The organism is Nocardiopsis tropica (assembly GCF_042660575.1).
GTDB classification, from domain to species: domain Bacteria; phylum Actinomycetota; class Actinomycetes; order Streptosporangiales; family Streptosporangiaceae; genus Nocardiopsis; species Nocardiopsis tropica.
The window spans coordinates 558,305-570,985 of the sequence record NZ_JBHSUF010000002.1 but is presented as its reverse complement, the minus strand read 5'-3'; the positions used below and the strand labels follow the sequence as shown (position 1 = coordinate 570,985).

Below are 12,681 nucleotides of genomic sequence, written 5' to 3'. Positions count from 1 at the left end.
GAAGGCGTAGCCGCGGTCGGGGGGATCGCACGGGGCCAGGAGCCCGGCGTCGATCAGCCACTCCCGGCGCCGCCGGTCGCCCACAGAGGTGCGGTAGGCGAGGATGTGCGGTCTGGCGCCCAGGTCGTAGAGGTCGACGAAGCGGGCCGGGGTGAGGCGGCCGGGCATGGGGGGCTCCCTGGTGTCGGGGTCGGTGGTGGGGCCTGCGCCCGGGGGCGGCAAAAGCGGCCACCGCCACCTTGGCCGGTGCCTCCGACAGTCCGCACCCGGCCCCGGTCCGCCCGGGAGGCCGGGGCTGTGCGGCCATGGTCGCAGGATGTCCCGTGGAGCGCGGCACGGGGCGCCGGCGTGCGGGCCGGCCTCCGGGAAGGCCGCACCGACCACGTCGGGGAGACCTCCCACGGCCGCCCCGGCGGCTTTTCCGGAGCCCAGGCCTCACCGCCCGGCCCGCATAGGCCGCCAGCGACCTCAGGTGGCAAGAGGCCATCGTCGGAGGGAACGCCACCTCCTACAACCACCAGCCGGGGGCGTCGATCCTCGACGCGCACGGAAGCCCCTGGGAATCGCACAGCCCCAGCCCGCTCGAAAGCCTGACTGAGCACTGGTTCGGACAGACAGCGCGCCGAACCGACCGCCCCCGTCTGACCATGACAAGTCCTGCTGCTCCCGAACGTTCGGCAACAGGACATGCGGCCGGTGAGTAGCTCTTGCCGAGCGGCCGTTGCCGGACACGGCGCGGCCGGGATCGGCCACACCCCGTGCCCGCGGACCGGTCGCGGCGGTCGTGGAGCCGGGGGCGGCCACCCTCCCAAGCTGGACTTTCTGCTCGAAATGTGGCAAACCGGGTAGAGGTTCCGAAGCAGTTGCCGCCTCGCGAGATTGACCGGGGTCATGCCATGTCGCTCAAACACGGGTCCAACGAGCTGATGACGTCCCTGGTCAGGGCCGGGCACCTCGCCAACTTCGAGGAGCTCCCCTCCCTCGTGGCCGGCAAGGCCGCGGCCGCGGACCTCACCGAGATCCGCATCTACCTCGCCGACCGCCAGCAGCAGGTCCTGCGCGAGGTCACCGGCCGCGGTCTCGACGCCCACCAGGGCGGAGACGACCTGAAGATCGACGGGACCGTCGCCGGCGAGGCCTACATCATGGGCGTGACCGTGCCCGTCGGGGACCGGGGCCGCTACTGGGTGCCGATCCTGGACGGGGCCGAACGCCTGGGCGTGCTCCACGTGGCCTACAAGGGCGACCCCGACCGCTCCGCGATGCGCGACCTGGCCGCGATGGTGAGCCTGCTGATCATCGCCAAGCGCGCCAACAGCGACGCGCACGCCCGCCTGGTGAGGGTCAGCCCCATGTCCGTCTCGGCGGAGATGCAGTGGACCCTGATGCCCCCGGGCACCTTCGCCGACTCCCGGGTGACCATCTCCGCCGCCACCGAGCCCGCCTACGACAACGCCGGGGACTCCTTCGACTACGCCCTGGCCGGGGAGATCGCCCACCTGGCCATGTTCGACGCCATGGGCCACGACACCGCCGCCGGGCTGATCGCGAACCTGGCGGTGGGCGCCTTCCGCAACGAGCGCCGGCGCGGCGTCCCGCTGGAAGAGATCCCCCGGGGCGTGGAGAACACCCTGATCCAGGAGTTCGTCCAGACCCGGTTCGCCACCGCGATCCTGGCGGAGCTCAACCTGAGCACCGGCGAGCTGAGGTGGGTCAACTGCGGCCACCTGCCGCCCGTGCTCATCCGGGGGGAGGAGGTCCGCGCACTGGAGTGCGACCCCTCCCACCCCCTGGGCATGGACCTGGGGGTGCCCGTCGCGGTCTGCCACGAGCAGCTCGAGCCCGGCGACCGCCTGCTCCTGTACACCGACGGCATCATCGAGGCCCGCGACTCCGAGGGCCGGGAGTTCGGCGTGGAGCGGTTCGTGGACTTCGTCATCCGCCACCAGGCCGACAGCATGCCCGTCCCCGAGACGCTGCGGCGCCTGGTCCACGCGGTCCTGGAGTACCACCACGGGCAGTTCGGCGACGACGCCACCGTCCTCTTCTGCGAATGGCACGGCTGAACCCCGGGCGCGGCCCCGCGGCCGTTCGCGCTCACCCCGGGCGCCGGGCCACCACCGAGAAGTTCAGCGGGATCCTCGGGGCCCCCTCCGGGAGCCGCCACCCCTGCGGGCACGCCACGAGCCCGGGGAAGGCGGGCCAGTCCATGAACGGGTGCTCCCCGAGCGCCTCGACCACCAGTCCCGCCTCCAGCAGGGCGCCGGTCACCTCCGCCAGGCTGTGGCGCCACTGGTGGTTGACGGTGCTCGTGATGGACTCCGCCGTCCCGTCGGTGTAGGTCTCGGCCTCGTCGTAGGTGTCGGCGCCCCCGCCGCCGAGGTAGTCGCCGGTCACCTGCCACGGCTCGTAGTCCAGCGCGTTCAGGAGCGGGTGGTCGTCCCGGACCACGAACACCCCGCCCGGCTCCAGCAGGTCGTGGACCGACCGCGCCCACGGGCCCAGCTCGGGAAGCCACATGACGGCGCCCGTGCCGGTGACGACCACCTCGAACCGCCGGTCGACGGCCTGCGACGCCGTGCGCGCGTCGCCCTCCACCCAGGTGACGTCCGCGCCGTCGGCGGCGGCGATGCGCCGGGCGTGGGCCAGCGAGTTCGCCGACAGGTCCAGGCCGTGGACGTCCACGGCGCCCAGCCGGACCCAGCACACCGTGTCGGTGCCGATGTGGCACTGCAGGTGCAGCAGCGACCTGCCCGCCACCGTCCCGCCGTCCAGGTGCGGCTCCAGGACCGCGAGGTCGTTGCGCACGACCTCCGAGATGTAGGAGGGGTCGGCGATCAGCCCGTCGACGTCGTACATCGCGGACCGGGCGTGGACGTCGGCCCTCTGGTCCCAGTTCGCGCGGTTGTCGGCGACGGCCCTGTCGTGGTCGCTCATGTCCTCGGACGCCTCGTTCCGTGTGTCGGGGCGCCGGAGCGGATGTCCGCCCGGCCCTTCGGGGCATGGTCTCGGATCGGGGCCGGACGGGGAAGCGGTTTTTCGCGGGGCGCGGACCCCGTGCGGGCACAGGGGCGGAAGGCCCCTCCCCGCCCCGGGACCGGTGCGCCCGGGAGGTCGGGGCCCGGGTCAACCGGAGCCGGCGGCGACCCCGCCCCCGTGGTCCCGGCCCGGTACCGGGGCCAGGTCCCGGCGCGAACGCAGCCCCAGCTTGGCCAGCGCGTTGGCCACATGGGTCTCCACCGTGCGCGGGGACAGGTGCAGCAGGGCCGCGATCTCACGGTTGGTGCTCCCCCGCCCGGCCAGGGCCGCGATCTCCCCCTCACGCGGGGACAGGCGGGGGTCCCGCGGGCCGCGCCCGCCCGCCGGGGCGGCCACCACCCCGTGCGCGCGCAGCGCGCGGCGCACCCGCGCCGCGTCCCAGGCCGCGCCCAGCGCCGTGTACTCCTCCAGCGCTGCCCGCAGCCCCGCCACGCCCTCCTCCTCGGACCGGCCCCCGGAGCGGTCCAGTCTCGTGTGGGCCGCGGCCTCGCGGACCTGGGCGGCGTCGTAGGGGCGCGGCATGGCCCGGTAGGCGGACGCGGTCTCGGCGTACAGGTGCAGCGCCCGGACCCCCTGGCCGCGGTGCCGGGCCAGGGCGGCCTCGAACCGCCCCAGGGCCGCCGCGGCGGCCGGGGCGCCGGTGCCGCGCAGTCCCGCCCGGAAACGGGCGCACAGGTCCTGGGCCTCCGCGCCGCGCCCGGCCGGGATCAGCGCCTCCATGCCCGGGACCAGGTCGGCCGCCCACACCCACACGCCCTTGCTCGCCACCAGAGACACCAGGCCCTCCACCCGGGACCACGCCTCCCCGGGGTCGCCCCTGGCGATCGCCAGGCGGGCCAGCAGCCCGGCGGCGAACGCGCGCACGGGAACCGCGTGGTCGGGGTCGGGCGCCGCGGGGTCGTCCCCGGGGGCGGGTTCGAGGAGCGCCAGGTGGGACCGGGCGCCGGCCGGGTCCCCCTGGGCCAGGGCCAGTGCGGAGCGCACCAGGGTCAGCTCGGCGGCGACCGCGTGCAGGTGGGCCAGGCGTGCGGGGCCCAGGTGGCGTTCGGCCTCCTCGTCCAGGCCCGCCCAGTGGCCGCGCTGCCAGTCGAGGATCAGCCGGAGCGCCTGGGCGCTCTCGCGGATGTAGGGCACCTCCGAGGCGATCGACCAGGTGGCGGCGTCCGACAGGTGGTGGTCGGCGCGCTCGTAGTGGCCGAGCATGACCGCGGCGTCGGCCAGGTTGAGCGAGGCGCGGGCGAACTCGCGGCGCCGCACGAGGGCCTCGGGCGTGGGCCGCACGTGCGGGGAACCGGGGTCGGGCAGGGCCGCTGTCCAGGCGGCCGGGTCCCCGACCTGGGCGAGCAGGGTGGCCTGGTTGACCGAGACGCTGTGGGCCACGGCCGGGTCCTTGCTGCGGTGGGCGGCCGAGACCGCCTGCTCCATCCACCTGCGGTGGGTGTCGACGGGGTCGGGGGTGCTGCGCGGCACGGCCAGGGCGCACATGGCGCGGGCCGCCAGGTCGGGGCGTGAGGTGAGTTCGGCGGCGGCCCGGACGAGTTCGCTGCGGGCGGTGCGCCCCTGCGCCGCCTGGTTGAGCAGGAGCAGGCCCAGCTCCATGCGCAGCTCGCCCCGGGAGGGCGCGGGCAGGCCGGGGGTGGCCAGGACGTCGCGCAGCAGGGCGATGGTGTGCTGGGCGGAGATCCCGGTCAGGGCGGCGCGGCCCAGTTTGAGGGCGAGGTCGCAGCGGCGCCCGGCGGGCAGGGTGGGGCGGGTCAGGGCGTCGCGCAGCAGGGTGACGGCGCTGGCGTCCTCGCCCTGGGACAGGGCCTGGTCGGCGGCGCGTTCGGCGTGGTCGGTCCACTCCTCCACGAGTCCGGCCTCACGGGCGTGGCGGGCCAGGCGGGCGTGGGGAGGCGCGGGGCCCCGGGGCAGGGCGGTCAGGGCGGCCCGGTGCAGGTGGCGGTGCTTGCCCAGGGGGAGGGAGTCGTGGCAGACCCGGCGCAGGAGAGGGGTGCTGACCTCCAGGGCCGCCGGGCCGGCGGGCCGCAGCAGGCCGAGCCGGCAGGCGCGGGAGAGCGCCTTCTCCGCGCGGGAGGGGCCCAGGTCCGCGACCCGGGCCAGGACGTCGTCGGCGGCGGGGGCCTCCAGGACGCAGGCGGCGCGCACCAGGTGGCGGGTGTCGCGGTCCAGGGCGTGCAGGCGTTCGAGGAACCAGTCGCGCAGGGTGGGGGGTACGGGCGGCTCCTCCGGGACGGCGGGGCCGGCGCCGGGCCCGGTGGCGGCGCGGGCGCAGGCCAGGTGGTGCAGGGTCTCCACGGCGGCCAGGGCCAGGCCTCCGGTCCAGGCGTGCAGGCGTTCGGCGTCCTCGGCGGTGACCCCGGCCCCGGCCCCGGCCCCGGTCCCGTTCGGGGGCGGGGCGGCGCTCTTCGCGGCCGGGTCGGCGGACGCTGTGCGCGGCGCGGTCGCACCGCAGGGGGCGGCGTCCAGGAGCCGGGAGGCCAGTGCGAACAGGTCGCGGGGGTTCAGCGGGGCCAGGGCGAGTTCGTGGTGCGGGGTGCCCGGCGGGGTGCGGGCGGCCAGCGCGTGGACGGGGAAGGACCGGGGCAGCTCCTCGGGTCTGTAGGTCAGTACCAGGCACAGGTGGGCGGGCAGGCGCGGCGCCAGGTAGTACAGCAGGTCCCGGGTGGCCGGATCGATCCCGTGCACGTCCTCCAGGACGAGCACCGTCGGGCCCAGGGAGTCCATGAGCTCGGTGAGGGCCCGGTAGGTGCGGTGGTGCTCGGCCGCCGGCGAACAGGTGGGCGGGGGCGGCGGAGGCAGCCGCTCGGCGTGCTCGGGCATGAGGGGGTGCAGGGCGCCGCACAGCGGGCTGAGCCCGCCGGGGATCGTCGCCCGGCGCAGGGCCTCGATGACGGGGGCGAAGGGGAAGGGTTCGTCCCGGGAGGGGCAGTACCCGGTCAGGACCGTGGCGTCCACGGCTCCGGGGAGCTCCCGGACCAGGCGGGTCTTACCCGATCCCGCGGCCCCGGACAGCAGGACCAGGGACCCGGGGACCGCCGCGGTGCGCAGCTGTTGTCGTTCCTTCTCACGGCCGACGAGCGGGGGGAAGCACACCTACCGACGGTATAGCGGCAGGGGACGGCGGAGAAGGGGTTCGGGGCGCGCACTCAGGTGTTGACGCGCCGGAAACACAGGACACCGTGCCCGGGCGCCCCGCAGGGCGACAACGGTCCCGGCCGCCCGCGTCCGCAGGGGCGCGCGACCACCGGTTCCGGGCATACAATCCGCCCAGAGGACCGCGACAACAGGAAAACCGGGGTACGAAATGGCGGACATGGTGTACGCGGTCGTCCCGGTGGCCGCCACAGTGTTGACGGGCCTGTTCGCGGGGCTGTTCTTCGGGTTCTCGATCGCCGTCATGCCCGGCCTGGGGCGGGCTGGCGACCGCGCCATGATCGAGTCGATGCAGGGCATCAACGTCGCCATCCTCAACCCCCTCTTCGCGGCTGTGTTCATCGGCGCCCCGGTGGGGGCGCTGGCCTCGGTGGTGCTCCACACCAGTGCGGCCGAGACCGCTTCCGCGGTCTGGTTCGGCGGGGCGCTCGCCTGCCTGGTGGCGGCCCTGGGCATCACCTTCGGGGTCAACGTGCCTCGCAACAACGCCCTGGACGAGGCCGGCCCCGCCGAGCGGATCGCCGACCCGGCGGCGGTGCGCGGCGCCTTCGAACCGGTGTGGGTGCGCTGGAACCACCTGCGCTCCCTCGCCTCCGCGGCGGCCCTGGTCTGCGCCGTCGTGGCCCTGACCGTGCGCTGACGGATCGCCGGAGAACCCCCGGCGACCGGGTCGACGGCGCGACCGCCGGGTGCGGCGGTAGCGCCCACGCAACGCCCCCGGCCGTCGCACCCCCTCCTCAGGGGAGGCGGTGGACCTGCCGGGTCCGGGGCCGCCCGATCACCCGGGACCGCCCCGACCGCGCCCCGGCCCGGGGGCTCGGAGGCGGTGCGGCCGGGGTCTACTGTTGCCTCCCATGACCCGCACCGAGATCGACATCACGGGGGAGCTCGTCCGCGGCCTGCTGCGTGAACAGCACCCCGACCTGGCCGACCTGCCCCTGAGCCTCGGGGCGCGTGGCTGGGACAACCAGCTGTGGCGGCTGGGCGACGATCTCGCCGTCCGGCTGCCGTGGGCGACGGAGTCCGCCGACGCGCTGCTGCACAAGGAGTACGCCTGGCTGCCCTTCCTCGCCCCGCGCCTCCCCCTCCCGGTCCCCGTCCCCCAGCGCCTCGGCGAGCCCTCCCAGCGGTTCCCGCGGCCCTGGATCGTCACCACCTGGGTACCGGGCACGCCCGCCGACCGCGCTCCCGCCACACGCGCCGGGGCCGCGGCCGACGGCCTGGCCGCCTTCCTCACGGCCCTCCACCGGCCGGCCCCCGTGGGGGCGCCCGCCGGCCGCGACCGCGGGGGGCCGTTGGCCGGGGCCGCCGAGCAGTTCGCCGAGCAGCTCGACACGGCCACCGGGCTGGGGCTGGTCCCCGACCCGGACGCGGTCCGCGCCGTCTGGGAGGACGCCGTCGCCGCTCCCGTCTGGGCAGGCCCGGCGCTGTGGCTGCACGCCGACCTGCATCCGGCCAACGTCCTCACCGAGAACGGCGCCTTCTGCGGGGTGGTCGACTTCGGGGACCTGTGCGCGGGCGATCCGGCCTACGACCTCGCCGCCGCCTGGACCCTGCTGCCGGACGGCGCCGCCGACCGCTTCCACGACGCCTACCGCCCGGGCGCGGACGCCGCGACCCTGCGCCGTGCCCGCGGTTGCGCGGTGCTGCGCGCCCTCGTCGGGATCCTCGTCGGCGACGCCGGCGAGCACGGGCGCCCCGGCGGCAAGGCCGCCTGGGGCCCGCCCGCCCGCGCCGCCCTGCGGCGCCTCACCGCCCCGGCCCGCTGAACGGGGCCCGGCAGGGGGTCGAAGAGGGTTGCCGCAGGATTTGGCGGTAGGACCGTGATCTGGGCGACGATTCGGTGACGGGGCCGGTTTGAGATGGTGGAGACGGGCATGCCCGCCGAGCTCGCCGCGGCCATGGCCGACATGACCGGCATGGACGAGGAGCCCGCCGACGGCGTGCGCCGGGCTCTGGGACGCGAGCCCAAGGACTTCGCGCAGTACGCCCGCGAGATGGCCGCCACGGGCGTCTGAGACGCCTGGTCGACTGGGAGCGGCGGTGAGGAGCCCGGCAACCGGGCCCCTCACCGCCCCTCCGGGGCCGCCTAGCGGCACAGGCAGGAAGAACCATGACCCGCACCTACCTCGTCAGGGGCCCGGTAGCCTTCACGGAGAATCCACCGCTCCGTCCGACGACGCACCGTGACCGCCATATCGAGCGTCAAACTCCGTCATCACGAGGGGTCACAGCACGCGGTTGCGCTCGATGGCCGCTTTGGCATCGTAGGCGCTGGTGAAGGTCTCGGTGCCGACTTGGGTCAGCTCCACGAGGTCCTCACCCGAGGGGCGGACCCGCACGTAGACGTAGCCCTTGCCTGGGTGGGCGACCGCGGCGCGCCACTTTCCGGGCCAGACGTCGCTGGGGATGGCCTCGCCGACCAGAACGCCGGCGGCGCGATCGACCACGAGCAGAACCTCGGGCCTGTCAGCGTCGGGCTCGAAACTCAGTGCTCCCACTCTGTCCTCCTGCTGTTGGAGTCGGCATCGTTCGTGATCGCGCACCGCCGTCGGTGTCCGGTGCCGTCCGGCGGTGTCCGAACCCTAGCCCGGGCCCGGACACCCGCGAGGGGTGCTGTCCGCATACGGCCACCACCCGGCCGAGGCCACCCTGGCCGAGCTCCCCGACGAGACCACGACAGCCCCCGCGCAACGCCTCGTTGCCCGGGGGCCTCCTCGTGTCCGGATCCGTCAACCTGGGTTGTCCCGCCGCCGATAAGATTCGCCCCCAGGAGGAGGTGCGGGTGCCCGGGTGGCCGAACACGGACGTCACCCCACACCGGCCCGGACGCGGCTGTACCGTGACTGCACCCGGTACACACGACAGGGAGCACCCGGCCTCATGGAGAAACCGACCGGCTACTGCCGCTTCTGTGACGTCGAGTCCCACCACGGGGAAACCAACTGCGGCGAGTGCGGGGCGACACTGGACCCAGAGGGCCGCGTCCGCTCCGTGCACGACACCACGGACGATGTCCTGCGCGTCCTTCGCGAGCTCGCGGCCTCACCCGAGGTGAGGAACCGTCTGACGGGTGACGTGGCGGGCTCGGCCCTGCAGATCGGTGTCGTCCAGGGAGACATCTCCGTCGCGGGACCCGACACCCACCTCGCACGCCAGGTTCTGGACATGCTCCTGGCCGGCGCCGCCGCACCACCCCCCTCCCTCGCATCGCCCGCTTCTGAGCCCGCAGGGGAAGAAGGCGGCGAGGTGGCCCGGCTGCGCCGCGCACTGGAGGCCGGTGAGGACACCGAGTCCCTGCGCGAACGCGTCGAGTTGTTGCGGGACCTGGGCCGTAGTGAGGAGGCCTTGCAGGTGTGCCGCACCGCCGCGGAGGCGGGCAACACCCAGGCCATGCTCGTACTAGCAGGCATGGCCGCCGATGATTCGCAGGCCGAGCGGTGGTACCGGCGCGCAGCCGAGGCCGGCGACGCCTCTGCGATGCGGCAGCTGGGCCGACTGGTGGAGAAAGCCGGTCGTTTCCAGGAGGCCGAGCGGTGGTACCGGCGCTCCCTCAACGCCGGCGACACCACTGCGCTGTCGAGCCTGGGCTGGTTGGCGCAGAGGGTCGGCGACGTTCGCAAGGCCGAGGAATGGTTCCGTCAGGGGGTCGAGGCCGGCGACACCACCGCCTTGGGAAGCCTGGGCTGGTTGGCGAAGGATGCTGGTCGCTTGGAGGAGGCCGAACGCTGGTACCGCCAAGCCGCCGAGGCCGGCGACGCCACCGCCACCTGGCAGCTGGGCCAGGTGGCGGAGAAAGCCGGTCGTTTCCAGGAGGCCGAGCGGTGGTACCGGCGCTCCCTCAACGCCGGCGACACCACTGCGCTGTCGAGGCTGGGCCAGTTGGCGCGGAGGGTCGGCGACGTTCGCAAGGCCGAGGAATGGTTCCGTCAGGGGGTCGAGGCCGGCGACACCACCGCCTTGGGAAGCCTGGGCTGGTTGGCGAAGGATGCTGGTCGCTTGGAGGAGGCCGAACGCTGGTACCGCCAAGCCGCCGAGGCCGGTCACACCACCGCCACGTGGCAGCTGGGCCAGTTGGCGGAGGATGCTGGTCGCTTGGAGGAGGCTGGACGCTGGTACCGCCAAGGCGCCGAGGCCGGTCACACCACCGCCAGGTGGAGTTTGGACTCTCTGGCGGATAAGGTCATCCATCGTCAGAAGGCCGAGCAGCGGCACCACGAGAACATCAAGACCGGCACATTATTAGAGCTGCGTCACCGGGGCGGCTCCGCAGAGGATGCCGGTCGTTTCCAGGAAGCCGAGCAGTGGTATCGGCGCGCCGTCGAGGCCGGTGACACCAAAGCTCTGCTGAGTCTGGGCCGGTTGGTGGAGAAAGCTGGCCGTTTGCAGGAGGCCGAACGCTGGTACCGCCAAGGCGCCGAGGCCGGCGACCCCCACGCCTTGTGGAGTCTGGGCTCTCTGCTGGAGAGGGTCGGTCGTCTTCAGGAGGCCGAACGCTGGTACCGCCAAGCCGCCGAGGCCGGTGACACCACCGCTGGGAAGAGCCTGGGCGACCTGTTGGAAAGGGTGGGGCGCTTTCAGGAGGCCGAGCAGTGGCGCCGCCAATTCGAGTGATGGCCCACTCCCGTCCCCCACCTTCGCAATTCGGCCGGGCCGTGCTCGACGACCTCCTTACCCGGACGGCCGTTGGTTCCACCCGGCCATCGACTCAGGAGGTGCGCCCGCCGTGCGACCCAGGCGACGACGAGCTGGACGAAGACGAGGAGGGGAATTTCGGGTTCTCTGGTCGGGCTTCAGTGGTGGTGGTCCTGGCAACGTGGCAGGCGGTCGAGCAGCAGTGTTAACGGCCTTCCCCTCGGTTTGATAAAGAATGAGGCCAGGCTACCCGTCGCCGCGAAATTCTTTATGCACTGCCTGCTGCATCTGGCGCATGGTGTGCTTTAGGTCGCTTATTTCATCGTGTAGCCGGGTATGCCAAATTTTAGCCAAGGATGGGTCGCGCTCTTCTGCGTAGGTCGATGCGACTGAGTTGATTTCCTTGAAGTGCTCGATGAGGCACCTTGATATGAGTAGGATATCGTTGCTTTCTGGAACCTCGAATGCCATTTGAGAGTACAGATCCTCCAGTTTGTTGATGGCGGCGCGCCGTTCCGAGTATAGATCTTGAGTGTGGTTATTCTCGTGAAGTATCTGACATTCCTTTACCGCCAGGCGGAAGCTCTTTAATAAATTCCGGCGCGCCTCCCAAATGATTTGTTCTCGCTGGGCGAGAATTTTATCTCGATGGGTGTTGGTGGTCTTGCTTTCTTGCTCCTTTGTCCCCGAGTTCGCCAACAGGCCCACGAATATCGAGGCTACGGCCGCGATAATCGCGGCGAGCAGAATCGCTTCTGGTTCAGACATGCTTCAGATCCTTCCAGACTGAACCGCCATATAGGCCTGCTGCTCCCGAACGCCCGGCAACAGGACATGTGACCGGCGAGTAGCCCTTACCGCCAGATCCTGTTCCGATGTTCCTCGCGCGCGCGGTCATCGTGTCCCACCTGTTCGACTTCACCACACCCATCCCGCTCACATCTCGGAGGTGTTTTCCTCGGGCAAGGTCCGTGGGGGCGAACCAAGTACGCCGGAAAGCGGCCTAGCGTTCCCGCAGGTCAGGAGATAGACTAATCCGGCTGCGTGGAGTGGTCTAGCGATCCGGCGTGGTTCTTCCCGGTATTGACCGGTTCTGGGCTCCGGCAACTGCTCTTACCGGTGCGGTCAGCACCAGTCCTTGCGGCGCTGGACTTCATCCGATGAAGGAGTCCTTCATTGGATGAAAGCGCATTACCTCTTCCGGTCGTACTTGGTTCACCCCCAGGCAGGGTGGCGGTCAGTCGCTGCCGCCGTCGCCCCCGTCACCGCTGACGCCGCCGTAGCCGTCGAAGCCGCCCTCGTCTTTACCGGAACCGCTGTAGCCCGCGCCGCCGCTGCGGTCGATGCCGTGCTTCGGGTCCTCCCAGCTCATGAGGATCACGAACCCGACTCCCACGATGAGCGCCACGACGATGCCCACCAAGGTCAGCAAAGCCTTGAGAACCTCGCCGACCACCTCGCCGACCGCCTCCCGGGCGCCTGGATCGGTCATGACCATCCCGAGCAGGGCCAGGACCAGAGCCGCCATGGCAGCCCCCAGCGCAACCAACAGGAGGATGCCGCCCCAGTAGCGGTCCTCGGTCACCAAGCCGCAGAGCGCACAGAGCGCGCAGACGGCCAGCAGCACCAAGGGGACCTCCATGCCGGTGCTCTCCGGCCGCGCGTCCCCGATCGCAGCCAGGGCCATGCCCGCGCCGAAGCTGGCGGCCACTATCGCCAAGAACGTGAGTAGGTCGTTGCGCTTCTTGAGGCGCTTCTCCTCGGAGTCGATCACTACCCACAGCGACCAGACGCACGCGAGCGCGCATCCGGCCACGATCAGCAACGTCGACGGCATAGGCCCTCCAACAG

General features: G+C 72.5%; 10 protein-coding genes. 5 read left to right on the top strand and 5 right to left on the bottom strand.

Annotated elements, in window-relative coordinates:
* Positions 1-896 precede the first annotated feature (896 nt).
* Entirely contained in the window at positions 897-2,066 is a 1,170-nt protein-coding gene (locus ACFQBR_RS05525; protein ID WP_344175922.1) for a PP2C family protein-serine/threonine phosphatase, read from the top strand.
* Positions 2,067-2,097: 31 nt separating this feature from the next.
* Here ACFQBR_RS05525 and ACFQBR_RS05520 read toward each other — a convergent pair whose 3' ends face one another.
* Complete coding sequence (locus tag ACFQBR_RS05520; protein WP_344175919.1) at positions 2,098-2,937, bottom strand: class I SAM-dependent methyltransferase; 840 nt, start codon at positions 2,935-2,937, stop codon at positions 2,098-2,100.
* Between the two features lie 189 nt (positions 2,938-3,126).
* Positions 3,127-6,135 (bottom strand): helix-turn-helix transcriptional regulator, encoded by a 3,009-nt coding sequence (locus ACFQBR_RS05515; RefSeq protein WP_344175917.1) that lies wholly within the window; start codon positions 6,133-6,135, stop codon positions 3,127-3,129.
* 211 nt (positions 6,136-6,346) lie between these two features.
* Here ACFQBR_RS05515 and ACFQBR_RS05510 point away from each other — a divergent pair, with 211 nt between their 5' ends.
* From ACFQBR_RS05510 to ACFQBR_RS05500, 3 genes are all read left to right on the top strand, one after another.
* Positions 6,347-6,835 (top strand): anthrone oxygenase family protein, encoded by a 489-nt coding sequence (locus ACFQBR_RS05510; RefSeq protein ID WP_344175915.1) that lies wholly within the window; start codon positions 6,347-6,349, stop codon positions 6,833-6,835.
* A 214-nt stretch (positions 6,836-7,049) separates the two neighbouring features.
* On the top strand, positions 7,050-7,964 hold the full coding sequence (locus ACFQBR_RS05505) for an aminoglycoside phosphotransferase family protein (RefSeq protein WP_267949980.1): 915 nt from the start codon (positions 7,050-7,052) through the stop codon (positions 7,962-7,964).
* A gap of 108 nt (positions 7,965-8,072) precedes the next feature.
* On the top strand, positions 8,073-8,213 hold the full coding sequence (locus tag ACFQBR_RS05500; protein WP_344175911.1) for a hypothetical protein: 141 nt from the start codon (positions 8,073-8,075) through the stop codon (positions 8,211-8,213).
* A 210-nt stretch (positions 8,214-8,423) separates the two neighbouring features.
* On the opposite strand, the gene ACFQBR_RS05495 is transcribed toward ACFQBR_RS05500, so the two are convergent.
* The gene (locus ACFQBR_RS05495; protein ID WP_344175909.1) at positions 8,424-8,696 is read right to left on the bottom strand and encodes a hypothetical protein; all 273 of its coding nucleotides are present in this window, start codon (positions 8,694-8,696) and stop codon (positions 8,424-8,426) included.
* Between the two features lie 382 nt (positions 8,697-9,078).
* Here ACFQBR_RS05495 and ACFQBR_RS05490 point away from each other — a divergent pair, with 382 nt between their 5' ends.
* Positions 9,079-10,809, top strand: coding sequence for an SEL1-like repeat protein (locus tag ACFQBR_RS05490; RefSeq protein WP_344175907.1), 1,731 nt, complete (start codon positions 9,079-9,081; stop codon positions 10,807-10,809).
* Positions 10,810-11,076: 267 nt separating this feature from the next.
* Here the strand turns inward: ACFQBR_RS05490 and ACFQBR_RS05485 are convergent, their stop codons facing one another.
* Both ACFQBR_RS05485 and ACFQBR_RS05480 read right to left on the bottom strand, forming a co-directional pair.
* Entirely contained in the window at positions 11,077-11,598 is a 522-nt protein-coding gene (locus ACFQBR_RS05485; RefSeq protein ID WP_344175905.1) for a hypothetical protein, read from the bottom strand.
* A 469-nt stretch (positions 11,599-12,067) separates the two neighbouring features.
* Positions 12,068-12,667 (bottom strand): hypothetical protein, encoded by a 600-nt coding sequence (locus ACFQBR_RS05480; protein WP_344175903.1) that lies wholly within the window; start codon positions 12,665-12,667, stop codon positions 12,068-12,070.
* Positions 12,668-12,681: the final 14 nt, after the last annotated feature.